General features: G+C 46.9%; 23 protein-coding genes. 13 read left to right on the top strand and 10 right to left on the bottom strand.

Going from position 1 to position 22,947, the window contains the following annotated elements; translation table 11 throughout:
- Window positions 1-44 precede the first annotated feature (44 nt).
- Window positions 45-248, bottom strand: coding sequence for a hypothetical protein (locus MHO32_RS08685; RefSeq protein ID WP_009706735.1), 204 nt, complete (start codon window positions 246-248; stop codon window positions 45-47).
- A 203-nt stretch (window positions 249-451) separates the two neighbouring features.
- Between MHO32_RS08685 and MHO32_RS08680 the strand changes: the two genes are divergently transcribed.
- From MHO32_RS08680 to MHO32_RS08670, 3 genes are all read left to right on the top strand, one after another.
- Entirely contained in the window at window positions 452-1,819 is a 1,368-nt protein-coding gene (locus MHO32_RS08680; RefSeq protein WP_239211246.1) for a DNA-3-methyladenine glycosylase 2 family protein, read from the top strand.
- Window positions 1,816-2,298 (top strand): methylated-DNA--[protein]-cysteine S-methyltransferase, encoded by a 483-nt coding sequence (locus MHO32_RS08675; RefSeq protein WP_005448914.1) that lies wholly within the window; start codon window positions 1,816-1,818, stop codon window positions 2,296-2,298. The genes MHO32_RS08680 and MHO32_RS08675 overlap by 4 nt, the downstream gene beginning before the upstream one ends.
- A 108-nt stretch (window positions 2,299-2,406) precedes the next feature.
- Window positions 2,407-3,228, top strand: coding sequence for a hypothetical protein (locus tag MHO32_RS08670; RefSeq protein WP_239211244.1), 822 nt, complete (start codon window positions 2,407-2,409; stop codon window positions 3,226-3,228).
- 189 nt (window positions 3,229-3,417) lie between these two features.
- On the opposite strand, the gene MHO32_RS08665 is transcribed toward MHO32_RS08670, so the two are convergent.
- The 7 genes from MHO32_RS08665 to MHO32_RS08635 all read right to left on the bottom strand — a co-directional run bounded on the left by MHO32_RS08665 (window position 3,418) and on the right by MHO32_RS08635 (window position 10,947).
- Complete coding sequence (locus tag MHO32_RS08665) at window positions 3,418-3,684, bottom strand: DUF2999 family protein (RefSeq protein ID WP_005448923.1); 267 nt, start codon at window positions 3,682-3,684, stop codon at window positions 3,418-3,420.
- Window positions 3,685-3,750: 66 nt separating this feature from the next.
- On the bottom strand, window positions 3,751-5,103 hold the full coding sequence (locus MHO32_RS08660; protein WP_239211242.1) for an MATE family efflux transporter: 1,353 nt from the start codon (window positions 5,101-5,103) through the stop codon (window positions 3,751-3,753).
- A gap of 86 nt (window positions 5,104-5,189) precedes the next feature.
- Window positions 5,190-6,041, bottom strand: a complete 852-nt coding sequence (locus MHO32_RS08655; RefSeq protein ID WP_080992678.1) for a helix-turn-helix domain-containing protein — start codon at window positions 6,039-6,041, stop codon at window positions 5,190-5,192.
- A gap of 82 nt (window positions 6,042-6,123) precedes the next feature.
- The gene (locus MHO32_RS08650; RefSeq protein ID WP_050907253.1) at window positions 6,124-7,254 is read right to left on the bottom strand and encodes a lipocalin-like domain-containing protein; all 1,131 of its coding nucleotides are present in this window, start codon (window positions 7,252-7,254) and stop codon (window positions 6,124-6,126) included.
- Window positions 7,254-9,779: an ABC transporter permease gene (locus tag MHO32_RS08645; RefSeq protein WP_050907254.1), complete on the bottom strand. Its 2,526-nt coding sequence runs from the start codon at window positions 9,777-9,779 to the stop codon at window positions 7,254-7,256. The genes MHO32_RS08650 and MHO32_RS08645 overlap by 1 nt, the downstream gene beginning before the upstream one ends.
- Entirely contained in the window at window positions 9,766-10,476 is a 711-nt protein-coding gene (locus MHO32_RS08640) for an ABC transporter ATP-binding protein (protein WP_005434248.1), read from the bottom strand. Before MHO32_RS08640 ends, MHO32_RS08645 begins: the two co-directional genes overlap by 14 nt.
- Before the next feature lie 225 nt (window positions 10,477-10,701).
- Window positions 10,702-10,947, bottom strand: a complete 246-nt coding sequence (locus MHO32_RS08635) for a DUF3297 family protein (RefSeq protein ID WP_005448935.1) — start codon at window positions 10,945-10,947, stop codon at window positions 10,702-10,704.
- 235 nt (window positions 10,948-11,182) lie between these two features.
- Here MHO32_RS08635 and agaR (MHO32_RS08630) point away from each other — a divergent pair, with 235 nt between their 5' ends.
- The 10 genes from agaR (MHO32_RS08630) (at window position 11,183) to MHO32_RS08585 (ending at window position 20,346) form a co-directional block, all read left to right on the top strand.
- The gene (gene agaR, locus MHO32_RS08630) at window positions 11,183-11,953 is read left to right on the top strand and encodes a transcriptional repressor AgaR (RefSeq protein ID WP_038868859.1); all 771 of its coding nucleotides are present in this window, start codon (window positions 11,183-11,185) and stop codon (window positions 11,951-11,953) included.
- Between the two features lie 440 nt (window positions 11,954-12,393).
- On the top strand, window positions 12,394-13,170 hold the full coding sequence (agaR, locus tag MHO32_RS08625; RefSeq protein WP_005448941.1) for a transcriptional repressor AgaR: 777 nt from the start codon (window positions 12,394-12,396) through the stop codon (window positions 13,168-13,170).
- A gap of 8 nt (window positions 13,171-13,178) precedes the next feature.
- Entirely contained in the window at window positions 13,179-14,489 is a 1,311-nt protein-coding gene (locus tag MHO32_RS08620) for a D-tagatose-bisphosphate aldolase, class II, non-catalytic subunit (protein WP_239211239.1), read from the top strand.
- Window positions 14,486-15,643 (top strand): SIS domain-containing protein, encoded by a 1,158-nt coding sequence (locus MHO32_RS08615; protein WP_005448944.1) that lies wholly within the window; start codon window positions 14,486-14,488, stop codon window positions 15,641-15,643. The genes MHO32_RS08620 and MHO32_RS08615 overlap by 4 nt, the downstream gene beginning before the upstream one ends.
- A gap of 22 nt (window positions 15,644-15,665) precedes the next feature.
- Window positions 15,666-16,139 (top strand): PTS N-acetylgalactosamine transporter subunit IIB, encoded by a 474-nt coding sequence (agaV, locus tag MHO32_RS08610; protein ID WP_005448946.1) that lies wholly within the window; start codon window positions 15,666-15,668, stop codon window positions 16,137-16,139.
- Window positions 16,140-16,155: 16 nt separating this feature from the next.
- Window positions 16,156-16,932 carry a PTS N-acetylgalactosamine transporter subunit IIC gene (gene agaW, locus MHO32_RS08605; RefSeq protein WP_005448948.1) on the top strand — a complete coding sequence of 259 codons (777 nt, stop codon included), beginning with the start codon at window positions 16,156-16,158 and terminating at the stop codon, window positions 16,930-16,932.
- Complete coding sequence (gene agaE / locus MHO32_RS08600; RefSeq protein WP_005448950.1) at window positions 16,922-17,806, top strand: PTS N-acetylgalactosamine transporter subunit IID; 885 nt, start codon at window positions 16,922-16,924, stop codon at window positions 17,804-17,806. Before agaW ends, agaE begins: the two co-directional genes overlap by 11 nt.
- A 59-nt stretch (window positions 17,807-17,865) precedes the next feature.
- Entirely contained in the window at window positions 17,866-18,306 is a 441-nt protein-coding gene (gene agaF, locus MHO32_RS08595) for a PTS galactosamine/N-acetylgalactosamine transporter subunit IIA (protein WP_239211233.1), read from the top strand.
- Window positions 18,296-19,501 (top strand): N-acetylglucosamine-6-phosphate deacetylase, encoded by a 1,206-nt coding sequence (gene nagA, locus MHO32_RS08590; RefSeq protein ID WP_239211226.1) that lies wholly within the window; start codon window positions 18,296-18,298, stop codon window positions 19,499-19,501. The genes agaF and nagA overlap by 11 nt, the downstream gene beginning before the upstream one ends.
- On the top strand, window positions 19,492-20,346 hold the full coding sequence (locus MHO32_RS08585) for a tagatose bisphosphate family class II aldolase (protein WP_005448957.1): 855 nt from the start codon (window positions 19,492-19,494) through the stop codon (window positions 20,344-20,346). The genes nagA and MHO32_RS08585 overlap by 10 nt, the downstream gene beginning before the upstream one ends.
- Window positions 20,347-20,469: 123 nt before the next feature.
- On the opposite strand, the gene MHO32_RS08580 is transcribed toward MHO32_RS08585, so the two are convergent.
- On the bottom strand, window positions 20,470-20,865 hold the full coding sequence (locus tag MHO32_RS08580) for a hypothetical protein (RefSeq protein WP_336246142.1): 396 nt from the start codon (window positions 20,863-20,865) through the stop codon (window positions 20,470-20,472).
- Window positions 20,866-20,897: 32 nt separating this feature from the next.
- Window positions 20,898-22,889, bottom strand: a complete 1,992-nt coding sequence (locus MHO32_RS08575; RefSeq protein ID WP_239211217.1) for a U32 family peptidase — start codon at window positions 22,887-22,889, stop codon at window positions 20,898-20,900.
- Between the last annotated feature and the right edge of the window lie 58 nt (window positions 22,890-22,947).

Raw genomic sequence — 22,947 nt, 5'->3', positions numbered from 1 at the left:
CAGTGCTCTTTTGCTTTTACGATTAACAAGGGAGAAAGGAGTTTTTATAGATTCATTAAGCTTTCAAGCGAGTCTTCCACACTATGGTAGTGATAAGTGCGAATATTCACACCATCAGTCGCATTGATTTGAATTTCTGAAATCTCGTTATCAGAGTCGCGTTCGATAATCCCTATCGAGTGCTCGACTGATTTACTGGTAATAACCTTGTGATTTCTAAGTACAATCACGCACGTATGTAAGTCCATGCCAATTCCCTTTAGCCGACGTTGTTGTGTTGTTCTGATCTAACTTTAGTGCACAAATTTACTAATGCCAAAATTTCTCAATATTGAGTTCCGAAAATGGCTAATCTACAGTAACTCCTCGTTCTACAATGAAGTTATACCGATCGAGTGGCGAGCAAGTTACCCACTCGTTAAACACCCACTGTGTACGCAAGGACAGCACTATGCTCATCCACCCACACACATCGTTGACCTTCGAACAATGTCAAAAAGCACGCATGGCACGTGACAGCCGTTTTGATGGGCGCTTTTACATTGCGGTGAAAACCACAGGGATCTTTTGTCGCCCGATCTGCCCAGCCAATTTGCCCAAAGAGGAAAACGTCGAGTACTTCACTGACAAGACGCAAGCTTTGAAGGCAGGTTATCGTCCGTGTTTGCGTTGTCGCCCGGACAGTGCGCCAGGATCATGGGCTTGGAAAGGGGTTGAAACCACATTCCAACGTGCGATCAAAATGATCGATCAAGGCGAGTTACATCATCACTCCCTTGCAGATCTCTCCGATCGTCTTGGGATCTCGGATCGTTACTTGCGCATGCTGTTCGAGCAATATTTGGGGATGTCACCTAAGCAATATGCGCAGTATCAGCAATTGATGTTTGCCAAGCAGCTTCTGCATTCGAGTTCGATGTCAGTCACCGAAGTCGGTTTTGCCGCGGGTTTTAACAGCACTCGACGTTTCAATGATGCGTTCCAAAAGATCCTTCAGCTAACGCCTTCTCAAGTGCGTAGAAAAGAGTTTGATGGCGTAGGGACGAATCGAATCGTGCTACCTTATCGCGGCGCTTTGCACTGGCAACACATGCTCGATTTTTATCGTCTGCGTGCGATTGAGGGAATGGAAGACGTTACACAAGACGCATACCAGCGCAATGTTCTACTCGATGATTGCCATGCGCGATTCAAGGTCACTCAAGGGGAGGGTTACCTTGAGATGGAGTTTGAGATTGAAGACGTCACGAAATTGCAGAATTTGGTGTCTGGTGTACGTCGCATGTTCGACCTTGATGCGGATATTTGCACGGTGGAGCAGCACCTTAATTACATCGCGCCAGGGTTGGTGAAAACCCAAGGGATTCGCATTCCGGGCGTCTGGAGTGCGTGGGAAGCCGGTGTACGCGCTGTGTTGGGGCAGCAAGTGTCGGTCAAAGCGGCTATCGGACAACTTAATTTGTTGGTAGAAACGCTCAGTAACGATCAGCAAGCGCGCCACTTTCCAACGCCAGAAGCCATTGCGAATGCCGATGTTAGCTTCTTGCGTATGCCGCAAAGCCGTAAAGACACACTCGTGCGATTTGCTCAGTACATGCAGCAAAACCCAGAAGCCGATCCGGAGCAATGGCTGGAATTAAAGGGCATTGGTCCGTGGACGGTGAGTTATGCGCAACTGCGTGGCCAATCTCAGCCCGATTGTTTTTTAGATAAAGACTTGGTGGTGAAGAAAGCCATGCCAAACTATCCGTCATTGAATGCTCATACTGCGTCGCCTTGGGGCAGTTACGCGACTTTTCACTTATGGAATCAATCATGAAATCACTTTATACGGTAATGCCAAGTCCGTTAGGCGCTGTGACCATTCAAGCTAACGATCAAGGTTTGCTGGGAATTTGGTTTGAAACGTGTACCACCAAACCAGACGAGTTGGGTGAGCGTGATGATCAACATGCAGTGCTCAGCCAGACTGTTACTCAATTGGAAGAATACTTTGCTGGGCTGCGTAACAAATTCGACTTGCCCCTTGCAGCGACAGGTACGGCTTTCCAAACTCAAGTTTGGGATGCGCTAACGACTATTCCTTACGGTGAGACATGGAGCTACCAAGATCTGGCAAATGCCATCGGTAATCCGAAAGCGGTACGTGCGGTGGGGCTGGCGAATGGTAAAAATCCAATCTCGATTGTGGTGCCGTGCCATCGTGTGATCGGCAAAAGTGGCAAGCTTACGGGCTATGCAGGCGGGGTAGAGCGAAAGCAACGATTACTCGCATTGGAGAAGGGCACGCCACTTTAAGTGAGACCATTCTCAGAATCCGGCAAGGTTTATCTTATTTGGCTAAATTTTGTGTAGGGTTGTTGTGCTAATAAACAATCCAGAGCAATGAAAAAGGATAATAAGGATATGTCTTTCAATACGGATTTTGATGCATTCATAAACCAAAGCTGGCAGCAACATGAAGCGCAGCCACAACAAACATACAATCAATTAGAACAAGCGCTTAGCGAGGTGGAAGACACTAACCATGCTGAGCGCATCTTACCCTTGATGTTGCACACATCCATTGGTCATCTGCACGACCCAAACCAGTTTCTCTCCAGTTTAGATAAGCTCGAAAATGGCGTAGCGACTCAGTGTCTAGCGCGTCAGAGAGCCAAAGCCGTTGCACAGTACTTCGTTGACCAAAATAAAGACCCGATTACGGATCTAGATGATGTCGATCAGCGTCGCGTGTTTGCTCAAATTGCTAACGAGCTGTCAGCAATGAATGAACTAGAGCAAGCGAGCACGTGGTTAGCAAAAGCAGCCAACGGTATAGATTCAGATCAAGCTGCCGAGCCTTTAGCGCGTTCAATTGCCATTACGGGTAACAACCTTGCCTGCCAATATGAAGAGCTTGAAACCCGCTCTGAGGTGCAAGTAGAACACATGCTAGAGGCTGCTACATTGGCGCTGGAGTATTGGAAGGTAGCGGGAGGTTGGATGCAAGAAGAGCGCGCAGAATATCGCTTAGCCATGAGTTTGCTCAAAGCAGGAAACCCACTCAAAGCCAAAGTGCACGCTGATCGCTGTGAAGCAATCTGTCGACAAAATGGAGAGGACGCTTTTGAGCTTTTCTACGCGCATGATTTGTTGATGTTGGTGCACTATCACTTAAGCCAAGCGAGTAAGCAAAAACTGACTGCGGATGACCAGAAGTATTGTGAGAACTCACCATTGGCGTAGCTAGAATACGTGAGAATAGAAAGTAGCAAATAACGGCTTGAACCTGATAACAAAAAGGCAGTTAAGCCCACTCAATTAGGATTAACTGCCTTCTGTTTTCTACTATGCCCAAGCGACTTCAAACGCAGGTTTCAAATCAAGTGATTCTCACTTAACTAAGCATCCGAGGTGACCTAGGTATACAAGGAATTAGTTGCCTTGATTTTGGCTTTGAAGCTTCTCTTTTGCTTCTTCAACTTTTGAGAAATCCAATCCCAACTCATCCACCGCTTCTTTGATTAGCACTGGGTTTTGCATCACTTGCGCCATCAGCATTTGTAGTTTGTCTTGTGGTAGACCTAGCTGGCTGATTGTTGCCATTGCCGCAAGAGGGTTTTGGGTCAGAGTCTGAAAAATCTCGTTGATTTGTTCGTCGCTGATATTGTTCTCTTTCAACAGCGCAATAATCGGGTTCATCGCATTTCCTTTTAATCACAGAATGAAATAGAACCCGAGTTTATCATTTGGCTGGTTTTGGTTGAACTAAGAACTGCTCGCGAAAGCATTTGTTGGTTCTACCGCGCGTTTCCGGTAATTGAATAACATGCTCAAGCTGATCACCGCGGTGGAAGACTCTGCGAAGAGAATGCTTGCCCAAATACCGTTGTGGGGGAAGAACTTAGGCAGTATCAAAACACCCAACGCAACAAAAACAAACCCTCGGCTCAATGAAATGAGTGTTGCTTGCTTTGGTTTGGCAATGGCTTGGAACAAATTAGCAATCACCATGTTTAACCCCATCAAAGGCACACCAAGAAAGAAGAAACTGACGGCAGTTGAAGCCAATGTGATGAGACCATCATTGCTGCCAAGGTACGCTGCGGCGATGTTTGGAGCGAACAGCCAAACAATAATCAAAAATACGCTTCCACTACCAATTGCGGCTTTTAATCCCAGCTTTAAGATGTCATCGATACGCTCAGGGCGTCCAGCGCCGTGGTTAAAGCTGATGATTGGCTGACACGCTTGTGCGATGCCGACCATGACAAACAGGGCAAGAACGCCAACGTTGGTGGTTAAGCCATAAGCGATGATATGACTCTCACCAAATTGAGTCAGTAAGACATAATTAAACAAAACAATGGTCATTGCAGACGTGACTTCGATAAAGAATGTCGGTGTACCGATGCTTAAAATCTCTTTGGTTTTGCTGAATCCGATGCCTTTTAAGCTCAGTACCAAAGCGCCTTTCTTTTGCACAAAGTGAGTCAACAAAATCAGTGCGATGACCGCTTGAGCAATGGCCGTACCATACGCTGCGCCCTTCATCCCCATGTTCATCTCGATGATAAATAGGTAATCAAATGCAAGATTAGTAATGGCACCAATCGACATGGCATAGGTTGCCAATTTGGGGTTGGTGTCGTTACGCACAAAGCAAGACAGTACCCAAGCGAGGGAATAGAGAGTAAAAAACGGCAACAGTACAACAAGGTAATCATGAGCAAGCTGAGCCAAGTTGCCTGAAGCGCCCATCAAGGCAATCAATTCATCTAACCAAATGAGAGCGAGCGTCACCGTGATAGTGGATAGCAAAGTGGTAATCAACATGGATTGGCTAAACCACATCTGGCTGGACTCGGAGTTGCCTTTACCAATTTCGATCGACATTTTTGCGGCGCCACCAATGCCAACCATCATGGCGATGGCAGTAAAAATCGAAAACGGTGGAATGACTAAGGCAATAGCACCAAGTCCATCGGGACCAACGCCCAAACCGATAAATAACGCATCGCCCATGATGAACAAAGATTTGATCACCATGCCAGTGAGAGCAGGCCACAGGTACTGATAAAAGGATTTTGAAATGGGATCAGTTTTTAGATTGATAGCCATGGAATAGAAAAATACCCGAATGTGGTGGATTTATGTTCGGGTATTATCAGTACATTCAAGCGTGGCGAAAAGGGATTATCCGCCCATTATATTGCACTATCTAAACATCGGAGACGAAATTCCGCTGGTGTTTCTCCTTTTTGTTTCCGATAGAAGCGGCTGAAATAGGCAGGGTCATCAAAGCCTAATTCAAATGCTATGGTCTTGACGGTTTTCGTCGAAAACACCAGTTCTCGGTTGGCTTCTAATATGATTCGGTCATGAATCAGTTGCGTGACCGTCTTGCCTCTGTCGGCTTTCACTAACTCGTTTAGACGTTTGCTGGTGAGAGCTAAGGCATCGGAGTAGAACTGGCATTTCTTTTGTTCGCGATAATTCAGCTCAATTAATTCGGTCAACTGTACGATGCGAGCGTCTTTCTGCTCACCTTTTTGAGATGGTGTTTTAGCAAAGCGCAACGCATAGCGTAGAAAGCTGTTGATGAGTGATTCGACAAGATCCCAATCACAATCCTCTCTTTCACATTCTTCTTTGATTAGGGTGTAAATTGATTCTAGGTAGGGAAAACTCTCTTCGCTACAATCGAGGTACGGCGGTCGATCAATCGTAGAAAATACGCTATTCACCAACTGCGTGCTGCGTGGATTGGTTTCAGCAAAGCCGGGACGGAATATCAACATGCGAATGTTTTTACCCATGAACTCGGAATGGTGAACCTGCCCTGGTGAAATGGTAAATAAGCGACCAAGGCGGTTTTGGTATTCGACGAAATCGATGCTCTGCGTTCCGCTATTATCCAAGCACCAGACAATCTCCCAGTACTCGTGGCGATGTGGCTCGATGTATGGGTCTTCTTGGATGTCCGAAAATTCAAGCGCTCGACACGGTTCACCTAAAATGAGTCGCACTTGTCGAATTGGCGAAATCATATTGCTCATGAGGGCATTCAACAGCTCTTGGGGATTATGATTTCATCATTATGAATCGAATAATCAAGATTGTGCACGGAAATTTTTGTGCTCAGTAGCCGGTGAGTTCCATATAACCAGTCCCAGAATGAGAGCCATCAATACGCACTGGACCTTCCCAATAAGGCACAGAAAGGGGCATCTTTGCGTTTGGGTTGAGTGCAGAAACGGTAAGCTCGATTTGCTGGTTAGGAATCGACACTTGCCACCTGGTTGGATACTTTCGCCCTTGGATTTCTGTTTGATTGATCGCCTTTAACTGAATGTCTTTTTGAGAAATGGCGATGCCAGAACCATCTTGCTGCATCAGCCTTGCGCTGGAGTAACTAGCTTGACCGGTTTTGGAATCGCGCAACTGGAACACCACCAAGCTGGTGTCGTCACTCAATCTTAGGGCAAACCAGTCCCAGCCTTGTTGTGAGTCGAGTAAGAATTGCGAGCTCCACTCTCGATCTATCCAACCTTTGCCCGACACTTGATGAGTTTTGCCGTCGATCGTGACTTCACCGGAGACATCAATAAACGGTTGGCTGTAGTAATACGAAGCCACCTGACCATCGGCACTTTTGGTGCTGTAACCTTGTTCGCCTTGTTTTTGATAAGGCGCGTGGCTAGTAAGCGTCAACGAATAGCCAAACTGTTCCGAGTTCGCCTTCAATGTTGCAGGGAAGAGATCGGTGGTTGAAGAAGTCCACTGCCAATCATCGAGATAAACCCGAAATGGTGAAGTGTCGACGCCGGCTAGAGAGGCTTGATCGCGTGACCATTTTTCATCGGCGTAGTGTTTGTCGGTTGTGGTGACCGCGCTGTGTGCCATGAAGATTTGCTGAGTCTGCCATTCGGTTTTCTTCACGTCATCTTCGCCCTTTGGCGGTGGCGGCGCAGCAGCAAAGCGAAATTGTGTCCATTGGACGCCAAGTGGGTTGCTGTCTTCATCAATTAAGTTAGCGGTTAAGTACCACCATTCATGACGAAAATTCGGGTGCGCTTGATGGTCTGCTGGGAAGGTGAGTTCAACCCCTTTTTCCACGGGTGTGAATGGGTTGCTCTCACTTTGCGTATCTCCACTGCCCAGCAATGCGCCCATATTTTGTGTGCTCATATTTTTTTGTTGGGGATCTTCACATCCAAATAGGAACAGACTACCTATGAACAGAGTAAGTTTGCTTGCTAATCGAACCATCACAACACCTCGCTTTGCAAACTGGACACGACAGGCTTGCTGACTAATCGCCACAGCGGAATCAAGGTCGCAATCACTGCCACCAAGATGGTGATCGCCGCAATGCTGAGGGCATCACTCCAATTCCACAGATAATTTAAGCTCCAACCAAAAGCGCGTAAGGTGACGATGTCTGTCAGCACATAACCCACCATGGCTCCGAGGGGTAGGGCGATAACCAGAGTAAAACTGACCAAAGCGACGATCTGTCCGACCACCATGGTCATTAATTTGCGACGGCTGACGCCAAGTGCATACAGCCTTGCGATGGCGGCTTTGCGCGCGTCGAGCAACATGAAACAAGCACTGAACAAACCAATCACGGCGACCATCAAAGTCACGCCGTTGAGCGCACGCGTAATGGCAAAGGTCTGCGAGAAAATATCCAACGCGATGGATTTGATTTGCGCCTGATCGTAGAGCTGACTTGGATGCAGATTCAATTGCTCGCGCAGTTGCTCGTAGACGATTTGTGGGTCACCCGAGACTTTAATGCCAAGGCTTGTCGGCAAGTCGGTAAATCCGCCCTCTTTCCATAACTTTGGTGATAACAAGACTTCACCGTTGGGTGAGCCGTAATCATGGAATACCGCACCCACAAGCAGGTTCTTATTTGGAACGGCATCAAGCGTGAGCTCGCTACCCAGTGATAACCCCAGTTTGACTGCGGTTGGTTCACTAATGGCAACCAGCTCACCTTGGTAAAAGCGGGACCAGAAGTTCTCCAAATGCGATTTGAACACCATGGTTTGTTCTAAGGTGTCTTTGTCTTTAGTGCCAAGCAAAATCGGTAAGCCTTGCAGGTTATCGTCGACGTAGTATTGCTTGTAGACGGTCTCAACCTTGTCGAATTGCCCCAACGCACGCTCTACATCAGCGATTTCTCCTTGCGCAGGGCTAACGTAAATATCGGCGTGTAGCCTTTGTTCTAACCACTGTTTTAGGGTGGATTCAAAGCTGCCCACCAAGGTGTTCATCCCCATGTTGGCAGTAACGGCGAGTAGCAACGCCATCATGGCGAGAGAAAGCGGAGAAATCAGCTCGCGCAGCTCAGCAAACAGATACTGCATCAAACCGGAAGTGGTGCGCTTTTCACACCAATTGGCTAAGACGCTGAGTGTTTTGGGTAGATACAAAGGAATCGACACCACAAGCACGCCGAGCCACGCCATGGTAAAGCGATGATGCTCACTCAGCCATAACCCTGCAAGTGCGAGAGCCGTCAACGCAGCACCTATCAAGAACAATTGGTTTTCGTTAGAGGCTTCAGGTGCTTGATAAAATCCGCCATGAGAGGAAAGCGGCTGGCGCACTCGCTGTTTAAAATGCTGCCAACATGCCAATAGGGTGGCGGCTAATGTGAGCAGCAGGGCTTGCGCCCACCATTGCCATTGCCAAGTGCCGGGCAGCAGTGTCGCACCATAAAGTTGTTCTAGAGTTAGTGCTACGGTCGGATGCAACCAATGGCTGAGCTGCATGCCCAATACAAAACCGAGGGAAGCACCGATGGTAACGAGAAGAGAGAGTTCAACTAACAGCGCAGAGAACACAATGCTCGGCGCAACACCTGCCTGTTGGATTTGTACTAACAGACGATTGCGTTTCAGCAAACTGTATTTTACGCCGTTGTAGGCAATGAACAGCCCGACTAAAAAGGCAAGTAAGCTCATTGCTGTGAGATTGAGGTGAAAGCTGTCGGTCAGCGAGCCAAGGTCTGTGCTTTGATTGTTGGAAATCCATTGCCCTTGATCGCCAATCAGCTTCTGCCAATTTGCTTGCGTGTCTTTATTCCCTTTATCACCCGAATGGAAAACCGCAATGTAACTGAGCTGTCCTTGTTTATTGAGCAGTTGCTGGGCAAAACCAATGTCCATCAACATTCGGCTACCTAACTGCCATTCGTCGGGTAGCACCACCACTTGGGTTGGAATGTCGTCCAGAGTTAGGGGTTCCACCTCTCCTAGATTTTGATGTTGAGATTGACTCATCATCACGATTGGCTTGCCGGCTAAAAGCTCAGGCAAAGGTAAAGCACTGTCGAACAAAGAGACGTTCTGTTGGTTTTCTGCTGACTTTTCGTTTGCAGAATAGCGAGAACGTGAAGAGATGGCGGCAATCAACTCGCTGCCTTGCACTGACCAGCGACGCCCTTGTTCATCTCGCACTCGCCCTTCGATTACAGGTAGCGCTGCATTGAGTCCGTTTTGTCTAAGGGTGAAATAGAGCGACTCGGGCAGATAGTTTTGCCCTGCGGGTGGAATAATTAAGTTCTGAGCTTGTGCGCTAAGCTGCTCGGTAGATTCCGCATAACTGCGCTTGGCATTGAGGTTGATGGCTTGTACCGCAACAAACAAGGTCACAGCCAACACGATACCGATCAGAATCGCGGCGGCTTGCAGTGGTGCCTGCCGATAGTGCGCCGCAAACAGATTCAGGGCGAGTCGAGTATGCGTGAATCTGGTGTTTTGGAGCTTAGCTTGCTTCATGGTGAAGCTCATGTTTGTTTACTTGATGACTGTTCTGTAGCTGATTATTATCCAATCGCAGCCGTGTTTTCATAAACTCAGCGCAGTCAGGACTGTGGGTGACTAACAGCACTGCCGTATTGCCTTGGGTGGTGATTTCACTCAGTAGTTTCATCACTTCCAAGCCGGCTTTTTGGTCGAGGTTACCTGTGGGTTCATCAGCAAGCAGCAGTTTAGGTTTGTGGGCTAATGCGCGCGCAATCGCAACTCGTTGTTGTTGACCACCAGAAAGGGCAGAAACATGTCTATCGAGCAGTTGGCTGATGCCCAGAGTCTCGACCAAGTAATCGCACCAGTCGTTCCATTTCTGTTGATTCAAATGCAGAGGGAAGGCGATGTTTTGCTGCACGTTGAGCGGCGTTAACAGATTGAATTGCTGGAAGATAACACCGAGCTTTTGGTGTCGAAATCGGCTCCATTGTGGGTCTTTCCAAGTCGCCGTGTTATCGCCATCTAACCACAACTCACCTTCGGAAAGCGGCTCAAAGCCAGCGATGATATTGAGTAGGGTACTTTTGCCGCTACCACTGGCGCCCGTCAGCGCAACACTCGCTCCTGTGTTCAACGTAAAGTCGACGCCTTCCAACACGCGATGTGTCTCTTTACCATCGACAAAGCTTTTACTCGCATGTTTAAGTGTGACAAGTGGGCTTTCCATTTCCTCTCCTTGTGTTCAAAGGTGTCGTTTCTTTTGGCAATGGTTATTACAGTAAGTTCTATAGAAACTTTAGACAACAATAAGATAAAAACAGCGATTTACATCGATTTCTTAATAACTTGTACTGAAAAGAAGAGGGATTAGATTAAACGAGGAGGGGATATGGCAGGCATTAAAAAAGCCCGAGTCAGACTCGAGCTTTCAAAGAAATTCAGCGTGGTCAGCTTACACGTAGTACGCTTCAACTTCGCCTTTAAGTTTGATAAGCATTGGGTTACCGAAACGGTCTTTTGCTTTAGGAGAAGCAATTTTTACCCAACCTTCGCTGATGCAGTATTCTTCTACGTCAGTACGCTCTTTGCCGTTAAAACGGATACCGATTTGGTGATCGAAACATTCTTTGATGAAGAATGGGCTACGTGGGTTACCCGCTAGGCGATCTGGTAGAGCTGGTTTAGCTGTATCTGTCATTTTGTGTGACCTTGAAGTCCGTAAAAAAAGTGCGCCATTGTAGTCAGTGCAAGGCGAGTGTTCAAGAAATGTTGATGTGAGTTTGAAGCGTATAACACTCACAGTCATGCTATCGTCTTTTTTGGCGTGAATACGCTCTCGATTTCAATTTGATAGCATTAAAGAAAGGTTGCATTATAAACAGATACGAGTACCTATCATTACATCTATAGCTTATTATCGGTGATCAACTTTTATGAAATTAAACGCATCATTAAGGCGCAAAGAGATTTTGCGGTTCATCCAGAACGCCCAGCGAGGTGAAGTGAGTGACTTTGCCAAGCAATATGATGTGTCAGAAGTGACCATTCGAAATGACCTCAACTATCTAGAGAAACAAGGCTGCGTCAAACGTTGTTATGGCGGAGCACTGTTGAATAATCAGTTTGCGTTTGAACGTCCTCTCAATGATAAAAAGCAGCTCAACAGTAATATCAAGGCGAAGCTCGGAGAGTATGCTGCCTCGTTGATTGCGGACGGCGATAAAATCATTCTCGACTCTGGTTCAACCACAGAGCAAATTGCTTATCACTTGAAAGGTAAGAATGATCTTGTCGTCATGACTAATGGCATTAACATCGCCTATCACCTTGCCAATCAAAGTAATGTCTCTGTTATGGTCACTGGAGGCACCATGCGTGAGAATTCTTATTCCGTCCACGGTTTGAGTGGTGAGGACTTCCTCGCAGGCTATCGCTTTAACAAGCTCTTTTTAGGTGTGGATGGCTTTGACAAATCCACTGGCGTCACGACTCCTCATCAGGGTGAGGCTGACATTAATCGAAGAATGCTTGACGCGGCACAAGTCGTTATTGCCGTAACCGACTCATCAAAGTTTTCTCGTCAGAGTTTTTGCCTTATTGCCCGACCAGAGCAACTTGATATGCTCATTACTGACAGTGGCATCCCGTCCGATTACTTTGAACATCTCACTTCAATGGGCGTTGATGTACGTATTGTTGATTAGTGATTAGTGATATTGGTTTTTCTATCAATATCGTGAAGATTATTTCTGATCGACTTAAACCTTTGTGCAACTTCAGTATCAAAAAAACGTCTTCTAACGACTTCATCGACCTTCAAAAAAATAACCGATATTGCATTTTGTGATCTCACGCAGGCTGTAGTTCGAAACGACAGCTGTTAACTCTATTTCATCCTGCCTTTCACTTTCCTTGTATCGAAAGTGAGTTTTTATGCGCCCCTTTGTGATTACTTTCAATTTAATAACGAAAGAAAAGCCTTTCGTTTTTTATGAAGTGAAAGGTTTTTTGGGGTGAAAACGAAAGAAAAATGACTGTGATCTAGCTTTCACTTTTCCTAACTTCGCCCTGTTTTAATACCAACGAAAAGAAAATCGAAACATTTCTAACGGAAAGCGAAATGGAACGAAAGGAGAGTTGGTGAATGAACAGTGCAGAACGAAGACAGCAAATCATGGCTCATATTTGTCGTCATGGTTCAGGAAAAGTGGACGACTTTGTCGAGCATTACAATGTATCGGCTGTCACCATTCGCCACGACCTCAATCTTCTAGAAAAAGAAGGCTGTGTTTTTCGCTGTTATGGTGGCGCAACACTCAACCCTAACTTTGCCTTTGACCAACCGCTCTACCGCAAAGATCAACTTAATCGCAGTGCGAAACAAGCGATAGCACAGGCTGCTGCGAGCCTTATTCAAGATGGTGAAGCGATCATTTTGGATTCCGGTACCACGATAGGTCTTATGCCGCAGTACTTGGTCAATAAACAGCAATTGGTTGTGATGACCAACGCCCTCAATACCGCCTACCAACTTAGCAAGATGGAAAACGTCGAGTTACATGTGGTTGGAGGTAGCTTGCGTCGCGCTTCTTGTTCACTGATAGGTAACCATGGTGAACAGCAAATTCGATCTTACCTTTTTGACAAGCTGTTTTTGGGCGTGGATGGATTCGACCTGCTTGCTGGCGTGACTACGCCGGACAATCAAGAAGCTCAGGTGAATCGCGCTATGTGTGAGGTTGCTCGCCAAGTCATTGCTGTCACCGATTCAAGCAAATTTGGGCGCAAAAGCTTTTGCATGATCCGAGCTGCAAGCCAGATCGACGTCTTGGTCACTGATCGCAACATTCCCCATAACACGCACCAATCCCTTATTGAACTTGGCGTAGATGTCGTCATTGCGGATCAAATCGTTAACTAGGAATCAAAATGAAAGCGTTACTTTCCCTAATCGAGCAACACAAACAAGGTCAGCTTACCGGTATTTATGCTGTGTGTTCTGCTCATCCCTTAGTACTTGAAGCTGCGATAAAGCAGGCTGCGCAAAATGAGCAACTGGTTTTGATTGAGGCAACGTCAAATCAAGTTAATCAGTTTGGTGGCTACACCGGAATGACGCCACAAGATTTCGCGAGCCACGTATTTGATTTGGCTGAGCGGGTTAATTTTCCCGCTGAGAACGTGGTATTGGGTGGCGATCATCTTGGTCCTAACTGTTGGCAGCACTTACCAGCAAGCCAAGCAATGGAATATTCAGCGCAAATGATTCGAGACTATGTTTGCGCGGGCTTTAAGAAGATTCATCTCGATTGTTCAATGCCTTGTGCCGATGACGAGGTACCGCTGAGTGAAGAGCTAATGGCGCAGCGTGCTGCCCAGTTATGTTTGGTGGCAGAGCAAGCATGGAAAACGGTCGGTGGTGAAGCGCCAGTGTATGTGGTTGGCACGGAAGTTCCAACGCCAGGTGGTGCTCTTGATTCGCTTGAAGAAGAAGGTATTCAAGTGACGAAAGCGGAAGAAGCATTGGCAACGCTAAATGCTCATCATCAAACGTTCAGTGATATCGGGCTTAGCTATGTTTGGCCTCGTGTGATTGGCTTAGTGGTGCAACCAGGAGTGGAATTTGATCACCACTCAGTACATCACTACCACAGTGCGGCAGCGCGATCGTTAAGCAATATGATCGACAGCCAACCAAATCTGGTCTTCGAAGCGCATTCTACGGATTACCAAAACCCAGAGGCATATCACCAACTGATTCGCGATCATTTTGCGATTCTCAAAGTCGGTCCAGCTCTCACATTTGCTTTGCGTGAAGCCTTGTATGGTCTGGACTCTGCGGAGAAAGAGTGGTTAGGCGCTCATCATGCTTCTCACTTACGCGAAACCATAGAACAAGTGATGAGAGAGCAACCTAATTATTGGCGTTCTCACTACTTCAGCAAAGGGCATCAACAATATCTCGATTGCAGCTACAGCTTGAGTGATCGCATCCGTTACTACTGGAATCATCCAGAGGTTAAAGCAGCGCAGCAAGCTCTGTTTGACAACTTAGCTGCTCACCCTCTGCCAATCACAATCCTTAGCCAATATTTACCCAACCAAGCTAAGGCAATTTCTCAACATCAAATTCAAAATCAACCTGCTGAGATTGTCGTGCACAAGATAATGGAAGTGACACAAGTCTATTCCGAAGCCTGTTACGCCAATTCAGTGGCTAGCAAGGAGACGACCAAATGAGTTCAGTTTTAGGCTATGAGTTGCCATGGTTAGAACAACGTAATGGTGTTCATACGGCTCAAGAAATCAGTCATCAACCTCAGTTATGGCGAGCACTTTCTACCATTTTAGAAGAGCAGTATGAGGCAATCCGCGATTTTCTAACGCCTCTGCTTGAGCAGCCAGACCTACGCATTATTTTGACTGGTGCGGGCACATCTGCATTTGTCGGCGATGCGGCAGCACCATTTATTCAAGAGGGGCTGAGATTTCAAGTTGAGTCCATCCCAACCACGGATTTAGTGTCAAACCCGGAACAGTATCTGGACCCGAGTCGTCCGACGTTGGTCGTTTCTTACGCCCGCTCTGGTAATAGCCCGGAAAGTGTTGCTGCTGTTGCTCTTGTCGATCAGCTTGTTCCTCATTGTCATCACTTGTTCTTGACGTGTAACCGTGACGGGGAACTCTCTCATTACGCTCGAACTGCACAAAATGCTTGCTGCGTGATCATGCCTGAAGGCTCAAATGATAAGAGCTTTGCGATGACATCGAGCTTCAGTTGTATGTTGATGTCTACGCTGACGTTATTTGGTGGTCAGTCTCCAAAGCAATGGCATGAACAAATTGAAGTGGTAGCAGCACTTTGCGAAGCCAAGTTAGAGCAATGGGAGTCTGCTATTAAGGCGCTCGCTAGCCAGCCTTATGAGCGTTTAATCGTAATTGGTAGCGGTGGTTTTGCAGGGCTTGCCCGTGAAGCATCACTCAAATCGCTTGAGCTAAGTGCAGGTAAAGTGATGACGGCTTTCGACTCATCTCTTGGCTTCCGCCATGGTCCTAAATTCACCATTAACGATAAAGCGGTCGTGATCCAGTTGCTATCAAGTGACGCTTATACCCGTGGGTACGATCTGGATTTATTCAATGAGATCCGCCGCGACAAACAAGCATTAGCTCATATTGCTCTCACAGAACTGTCTCTCAACGAAGATGATGTTTTTGAATTTGGGAGATTGGACTTGGGCGATCAGTGGCTGTGCTTCCCATTCATTCTCTTCTGCCAAATGTTGGCATTTGAAAAATCACTTCAACTGGGATTTGGACCGGACAATCCGTGCCCAACCGGTGAAGTCAATCGTGTGGTGCAAGGTGTCACCATCTACCCATTCAACAAGTAACGGATTCGAAAAGGAATAGACCATGCCAAATATCGTGTTAAGTCGTATTGATGAGCGCCTCGTCCATGGGCAAGTGGGTGTGCAATGGGTAGGTTTTGCGGATGCCAACATTATTGTCGTTGTGAACGATGAGGTAGCAGAAGACACCATTCAACAGAACTTAATGGAGATGGTGCTAGCAGATGGCATCGCAATCCGATTTTGGACGGTGAAAAAGACCATCGACACCATCCATAAAGCGGCTGAACGCCAACGAATTCTAATGGTTTGTCGCACACCAAAAGATTTCCGCCAATTGGTGGAAGGTGGTGTGCCAATTAGCAATATCAACGTCGGAAACATGCACTACGTTGAGGGGAAAAAGCAAATTGCCAAGACGGTTTCAGTCGGAACTGAAGACGTTGCGGAGTTTGAAAAATTAAAAGCCCTAGGGGTGAAATGCACGATCCAAGGGGTGCCAACTGAAAGTGCGACTGACCTCTTTACTCTTATCTAACAATAGGAAAGAAATCATGGAAATAGGACTCTTACAGGCCTTGATGCTCGGCATCTTAGCCTTTTTTGCTGGCCTAGATTTATTTAATGGTCTTACTCACTTCCACCGTCCGGTGGTGCTTGGTCCACTTGTTGGTCTGATTTTAGGCGACTTGCAAACCGGTATCTTGGTCGGCGGTACGCTTGAATTGATTTGGATGGGACTTGCCCCTCTTGCGGGGGCTCAACCACCAAACGTTATCATCGGTACCATCGTGGGTACGGCTTTCGCGATTACAACCAAAGTCGAGCCAAATGTTGCGGTTGGTGTCGCTGTGCCTTTCGCCGTTGCCGTACAGATGGGCATTACGCTGCTCTTTTCTGCAATGTCTGCGGTCATGTCTAAGTGTGACGAGTACGCACAAAATGCGGATACCAATGGTATTGAACGCGTGAACTATATGGCACTTGCTGTACTCGGTTCTTTCTACTTTCTTTGTGCATTCTTGCCCGTTTATCTTGGGGCTGAACATGCAGGGAAAATCGTTGAAGTACTACCGAAAGATCTCATTGATGGCTTAGGCGTCGCTGGTGGCATCATGCCTGCAATTGGCTTTGCTGTCTTGATGAAAATCATGATGAAGAACGCCTACATCCCTTACTTCATCCTTGGTTTCGTCGCTGCTGCTTGGCTTCAACTGCCAATCTTAGCGATTGCCGCGGCTGCGACGGCCATGGCCATTATCGACTTCATGCGTAAAACGGAACCCACTCCTGTAACTGCACCTGCTGAGGACTTTGAAGATGGAATCTAATGTAAGTAACGAACTCGACCTTCGTAGCCAAAATGTTGATGTGCAGCCAGCTCCTGGCGTGGCTGAAGATGAGTATGAAAATAAAGAGATTGGTGCAGATCTAACCAAAGCAGACATCAATCGTATGGCGTGGCGCTCGCTGTTACTCCAAGCGTCTTTCAACTACGAACGTATGCAGGCTTCTGGTTGGTTGTACGGACTACTGCCTGCGCTGAAGAAGATTCACACCAATAAAGCTGACCTATCTAAAGCAATGCAAGGTCATATGGGGTTCTTCAATACTCACCCGTTCTTGGTGACATTTGTCATGGGGATCGTTCTGGCGATGGAACGCTCCAAGCAAAACGTCAGCAGTATTCAGAGCACTAAGATTGCGGTTGGTGCACCAATGGGGGGCATCGGTGATGCGATGTTCTGGCTGACTCTTCTTCCTATTTGTGGCGGCATCGGTGCAGACCTTGCGCTGCAAGGCTCCATCATGGGTGCGGTGTTCTTTATTGTGCTGTTTAACGTGGTGCATTTTGGTCTGCGATTTGGTCTCGCACATTATGCGTATCGCATGGGGGTTGCTGCTATCCCTGTTATCAAAGCCAACACGAAGAAAGTCGGACACGCGGCTTCGATGGTAGGTATGACGGTGATCGGTGCTTTGGTGGCGACTTATGTTCGTCTATCGACGACCGCAGAAATTACCGCCGGTGATGCCGTGGTGAAACTGCAAGGCGATGTGATCGATAAACTCATGCCAGCGTTTCTTCCATTGGTCTACACCCTAGCTATGTACGCGCTCGTCAAGCGTGGTTGGAGCCCGCTAAAACTTATCGGTATCACCGTGGTGTTAGGCGTTGTTGGGCGTTTTATGGGTTTCTTATAAATCACATTGGACACACAAAACATTGGGGTGGAGTGCTCTGCCCCATTAAGGAAACGTAAATGATTGCTGTAATTCTATCTGGTCACGGAGGGTTTGCTTCCGGTCTTGCCAAAGCGGTGTTTCAGGTTATTGGGGAGCAACCTCAATTTAAGTTTATCGACTTTCCAGAAGAGGCAACGACTCCGCAACTGGAAGTGTCAATGCGCGAGGCGATTAATGAAGTTGATTCTGGCGAAGGTATTGTTTTCTTGACTGATTTGTTGGGAGGTACACCTTTTCGTACCGCATCACTGATCAGTCAAGAGCGTGACGATGTCCAGGTTGTAACGGGAACAAACATGCAGATGGCGGCTGAGATGCTTTTGGAACGTGATGAATTCGATCTCGCTGAGTTTCGCGATCAAGCGCTGGCTTGTGGGCATCGTGGCATTACCTCGTTGAGTGCTGAAATGGCTGAGAAAGCTAAACATGTGGGAACGGTAGAAGAAGATGGCATCTGAACAAGATCGTGCAAGGCATTCTTGCTACCGAGCTCAGCGTGTATTGCAAGGTGATAGATGGCTTGATGATGGGCTAATTCGCATCGACGAAAATGGGGTGATTGATTCTGTTGAGCCATTCAACCCTCATGAACATATTGATTTTATTGACTTAGGTGAGGTGAGCATACTACCCGGCCTGATTGACAGTCATGTGCATGGAGCCAAAGGCTGTGACGTTATGGATGCCGAGCATGACAGCCTCAATACGATGTCTCGCTATTTCGCGAGCTTGGGCGTTACCGCATTTGTTGCCACAACCGTAACCGCTCCTGTGGCAAAAATTCGTGCCGCGTTAAAGCAAGTTGCTGTGAGTAAACGACATGGCGTTGATGGTGCTGAGATCTTAGGTGCGTATCTAGAGGGACCTTATTTCACCGAGAAGAATCGCGGCGCGCACCCGACGACATGGTTTAGAGATTTATCGCTCGAAGAGTTGGAGCAGTGGATTTCTTATTGTGATGACCAGCTCGTCACCGTCGCACTGGCTCCAGAAAAAGACGGGGCAATCGATGCGATTCGTTACCTGAATAAACAGGGTATTAACGTGATGCTTGGGCATACCGATGCGAGTTACGACCAAGTGAAACAGGCGTTGGATGCGGGCGCAAATGGCATTGTCCACTGCTACAACGGCATGCGTGGTCTACATCACCGAGATCCAGGAGTCGTTGGGGCAGGGCTTATCCACCCCAATAGCTATGTCGAAATGATTGCCGATGGGCATCACGTTCACTCTGCTGCTATAGATGTCGCGCATCGCTGTTGTGGTCAACGTATGACGCTGATTACCGATGCTATGAGTGCGACAGGCATGCCTGATGGTCGCTACACGCTTGGTGAATACGAAGTGCAAATGAAAGGCGGTGTCGTTACTACAGAAAGTGGAAGCTTGGCAGGCAGCACTTTGACTTTGCCGCAAGCAGTTAAAAATATTCATAAATGGCTAAACATCCCACTAGAGCAAGCTTGGTTGATGGCATCGTTAACTCCGGCTCAATCGTTAGGTTTGCAACACCAATTAGGCACCCTAGAAGCCGGAAAGCGCGCATCTATGGTCGCTGTTAAATCAGATTTCTCAATTGTAAAAACTTGGGTCAATGCGCGTCTTGTGTTTGATGCATCCGTACCAAGTCAGGAGGCTTTATGTATCTAATTTCTTCCCGTGAAATGCTAAAACGTGCTCAACAAGCTGGTTATGCGGTGCCTGCATTTAATATTCATAACTTAGAGACGGTCCAAGTCATTGTTGAAACCGCTTCAGAGATGGGCTCCCCAGTGATTCTCGCAGGCACGCCGGGAACTTTTGATTATGCGGGCACCGATTACCTGATCAGTATTTGTAAAGAAGCTGCACATAAGCATTCAATCCCGTTGGTTCTTCATCTTGATCACCATGAAGACCTACAAGACATTTGTACTAAGGTCGATCACGGTATTCGTTCTGTAATGATTGATGGTTCGCATTATGCGTTTGATCAGAACATAGAGATTGTGCGCTCGGTGGTTCAATACTGTAACCGATTCGACGCAAGTGTCGAAGCTGAGTTAGGTCGTTTAGGCGGTCAAGAAGACGATCTGATTGTCGACAGTGCCGATGCACTAATGACCGACCCAGCTTCTGCCGCAGAGTTTGTTCGTCGTACTGGTATTGATTCGTTAGCTGTGGCAATTGGCACAGCTCATGGCTTGTATAAAGCGGAGCCTAAACTCGACTTTAACCGCTTAGATAAAATCCGTGGTGTTGTCGATATTCCGTTAGTACTGCATGGCGCATCAGGTGTTCCTGATGAAATGGTTCGTCGTTGTATTGACCTTGGCGTGTGCAAGGTGAACGTGGCGACTGAGCTGAAGATCGCGTTCTCAAATGCGGTCAAACAACATTTTGCGCATCACCCTGACGCAAACGACCCTCGTAAATACATCACGCCTGGTAAAGCGGCGATGAAACAGGTGGTGATGGATAAGATCCATATGTGCGGAAGTGAAGGAAAGCTCTAGGGTCTGTTGACCCTAACAACTGATTATATTTGGTAAACTCCCCCCGATGACATGTTTACCTAGGTGCTAGGTCTTCTAGCACCTTTTTATCTTTATGACATTTTAACCGTTATGATGTGGGTATTAAGCCCGATAGAACTTACTGTCGTTGAACACGTCACGATCACGTGGATCATTCGATAAGAACATCCACATCTCTTTCATGCTTTGTTCAAAGAATTCTTCCTCAAACACCACCATGGAACAATGTTCATTCAGCCTGATGACAAAAGATTCGAGTGCTTCAAAACCGATGTTTTCGATGTCATCAATATCGATAAAATAAAGTTTCTTATCAGTTTTTTGCGCGCTTTCTGCGGGCAATTTGCCTTTACCAAGAGCAGAGAAGTTGAGCTCTACCGTCAACCCCGTGCGGTTTTGCGTGAGCTCATAGACGTCTTCTGATTGCGTCACAACGTTGTAATTCAGATCATCAAAGTAGCTGAGCGTTTCTTGCTTCATTGGGTATAAGTCTTCCATAAATTGTGCGAGTGCAATCTTGCTCTATTCGCTTATAAGCCTTTTAAATACTGAGTATTAGCAGTAGGGTGAATCGCAACATTCAGAGCGTCTAGATTCTGCTCATTGTGTTCATCAAGCAGCGTTGAAAAAGCCTCTATTAGCTCAGGTTTGGTGATTGTGACTTTGGTTTCTGTCTGGATATCACGTAGGTCAATCAACACGTCTGTAAACAGTTGCGGCAAATCTTGCAGTATTTGCAGGTTCAGCACGTTATGTTCGCTGTAAATTGCGTTATGGCTGCCTTTTTGCTTTTGTACCACATATGGGTTGTCTTTGAGGTTGATGATTGATGTGCGTTTATCACAACGCTTCAAACAACCTTTGTTAACCTTGATTTTGCGGCAACCTTCGGTTTGTTGGAACAAACATTGGCGACTGGTTAAGAGCGTATTTGGGTGGTAAATGCTGTAGTAACTGCGCATGTTGTGTGGGCGTTTAATATGACGCATTTGCTTCATGTTCAGCTCGTTTGAGATAAATGCTCCGCGTGCCGCGAATTCTTCTTGCAAACACTTAAATGAGTATGAGTTCACCGTATTCATTTGTGGACCTGCAACCCAACCTAATCCAAGCTCTTGAGCGAGTATGCCTACGCCAGAGTTGTTGGTGATCAGCAGCTCTGGTTGGATAATGTCTAAGAACTTGCGTGCAGCTTGGTAATCGTCGCCAATCAAAATTGCAGGGAACCAAGGCTTCAACGCCGTGTTTTCTTGGAATAAGTCGACCATGGCGTTTAACTCGCTCGCTAATCCCATTGGTAGTTGAAAGTACACATCGACATCGCGATATTTGCACAGCGAAGCATCTTCTAGCGACGAAATCAGTACCGATAGTTTTGCTGTCCCTTCACGCTCTTGTGGCTGAGGTAGCGTCGGTAAACTCGGTACATCAATGGCGCCTTTTAAACTACTGCCTGAGGTTTGTGTTGCCGTGACGTCGAAGTCTTGCGTCTTCTCGGCGACTTTTTCGATGATTGTGGTTTTGTCGTCGTACAGCTTCTTCTTCACGGTTTGCACATCGTCCGCGGATTCGCATTTGTATATCTTTGAGAAGTGTTTCACCGCATGGTCGCGTGGGTTGTCGATATACATCGCTTTACCGAAGTCGCCTTGCAAAAATGCGTTGGAGAAATCACGGTTGAATACGGTGTACAACTCTGTGGTATCGCTCGACAGCTCTACGCCATCACATAAGCGATCAATCTGCTTACGCCAATTATCGACGACGGTGTATACGTAGTGGGATTTCTTGATGCGACCTTCTACTTTCAATGAATACACACCTGCATCGGCAAGTGCTTGTAGATCGCCAAAAGCTGAGTTGTCTTTCATGTTGAGCGGGTAGCTGTTGCCTGTCTTGGTTGTCTCGTATTGCTCACGACAAGGCTGACTGCAGCGTCCACGGTTACCCGATGCACCATTACGCGCTGAGCTAATGTAGCAAATGCCAGAGAAACCAATGCAGTAAGAGCCGTGAACGAACACTTCCATCATCACGTTGTGCTGACGACCGAACTGAGCTAGGTGTTTTATTTCATGGATATTGAGTTCACGAGAGAGGTTCACGCGGCTCGCTGTCAACTGATTGAGGAACAGAATCTGTCCTTCATTGTGAGTGTTGAGCTGGGTTGAAGCGTGTACATCTAACTCTGGGAAGTGGTTCTTGAGAATGTAAGCAAGACCAAGATCCTGCACGATTACGCCGTCAATCGCGGTGTTGTTCAACTGGCTAAGTAAGCGAACGATAGCAGGAATTTCGCTTTCCAAAATTAACACGTTCAACGTGAGGAAAATTTTACAATTGTGCTGATGCGCCAACTGTAATACGCCGTTCAAGTTATCTAAGGTGAGGTTGGTTGCGCGGTTACGTGCATTAAAGCGGTCAAGTCCGCAGTAGATGGCATCGGCACCTGCAGCAATGGCCGCTTTAATGGAATCTAAATCGCCACCTGGCGCTAATAACTCAAATTGATCGCGTGTCACTAGTTAACTCTTACTCAATAAAATAGGTTGCGTATTTTATGTGCTTCACAGTTTTAAT

This window comes from Vibrio sp. MMH1-50, from assembly GCF_022347645.1.
GTDB lineage: Bacteria > Pseudomonadota > Gammaproteobacteria > Enterobacterales > Vibrionaceae > Vibrio > Vibrio harveyi.
This window is presented reverse-complemented; position numbering and strand designations above follow the sequence as displayed.

Coding starts and splice junctions, on each gene's coding strand:
- MHO32_RS08685 (WP_009706735.1), bottom strand. CDS start 248: ATGGACTTACATACGTGCGTGATTGTACTTAGAAATCACAAGGTTATT.
- MHO32_RS08680 (WP_239211246.1), top strand. CDS start 452: ATGCTCATCCACCCACACACATCGTTGACCTTCGAACAATGTCAAAAA.
- MHO32_RS08675 (WP_005448914.1), top strand. CDS start 1,816: ATGAAATCACTTTATACGGTAATGCCAAGTCCGTTAGGCGCTGTGACC.
- MHO32_RS08670 (WP_239211244.1), top strand. CDS start 2,407: ATGTCTTTCAATACGGATTTTGATGCATTCATAAACCAAAGCTGGCAG.
- MHO32_RS08665 (WP_005448923.1), bottom strand. CDS start 3,684: ATGAACCCGATTATTGCGCTGTTGAAAGAGAACAATATCAGCGACGAA.
- MHO32_RS08660 (WP_239211242.1), bottom strand. CDS start 5,103: ATGGCTATCAATCTAAAAACTGATCCCATTTCAAAATCCTTTTATCAG.
- MHO32_RS08655 (WP_080992678.1), bottom strand. CDS start 6,041: ATGAGCAATATGATTTCGCCAATTCGACAAGTGCGACTCATTTTAGGT.
- MHO32_RS08650 (WP_050907253.1), bottom strand. CDS start 7,254: ATGGTTCGATTAGCAAGCAAACTTACTCTGTTCATAGGTAGTCTGTTC.
- MHO32_RS08645 (WP_050907254.1), bottom strand. CDS start 9,779: ATGAAGCAAGCTAAGCTCCAAAACACCAGATTCACGCATACTCGACTC.
- MHO32_RS08640 (WP_005434248.1), bottom strand. CDS start 10,476: ATGGAAAGCCCACTTGTCACACTTAAACATGCGAGTAAAAGCTTTGTC.
- MHO32_RS08635 (WP_005448935.1), bottom strand. CDS start 10,947: ATGACAGATACAGCTAAACCAGCTCTACCAGATCGCCTAGCGGGTAAC.
- agaR (WP_038868859.1), top strand. CDS start 11,183: ATGAAATTAAACGCATCATTAAGGCGCAAAGAGATTTTGCGGTTCATC.
- agaR (WP_005448941.1), top strand. CDS start 12,394: ATGAACAGTGCAGAACGAAGACAGCAAATCATGGCTCATATTTGTCGT.
- MHO32_RS08620 (WP_239211239.1), top strand. CDS start 13,179: ATGAAAGCGTTACTTTCCCTAATCGAGCAACACAAACAAGGTCAGCTT.
- MHO32_RS08615 (WP_005448944.1), top strand. CDS start 14,486: ATGAGTTCAGTTTTAGGCTATGAGTTGCCATGGTTAGAACAACGTAAT.
- agaV (WP_005448946.1), top strand. CDS start 15,666: ATGCCAAATATCGTGTTAAGTCGTATTGATGAGCGCCTCGTCCATGGG.
- agaW (WP_005448948.1), top strand. CDS start 16,156: ATGGAAATAGGACTCTTACAGGCCTTGATGCTCGGCATCTTAGCCTTT.
- agaE (WP_005448950.1), top strand. CDS start 16,922: ATGGAATCTAATGTAAGTAACGAACTCGACCTTCGTAGCCAAAATGTT.
- agaF (WP_239211233.1), top strand. CDS start 17,866: ATGATTGCTGTAATTCTATCTGGTCACGGAGGGTTTGCTTCCGGTCTT.
- nagA (WP_239211226.1), top strand. CDS start 18,296: ATGGCATCTGAACAAGATCGTGCAAGGCATTCTTGCTACCGAGCTCAG.
- MHO32_RS08585 (WP_005448957.1), top strand. CDS start 19,492: ATGTATCTAATTTCTTCCCGTGAAATGCTAAAACGTGCTCAACAAGCT.
- MHO32_RS08580 (WP_336246142.1), bottom strand. CDS start 20,865: ATGGAAGACTTATACCCAATGAAGCAAGAAACGCTCAGCTACTTTGAT.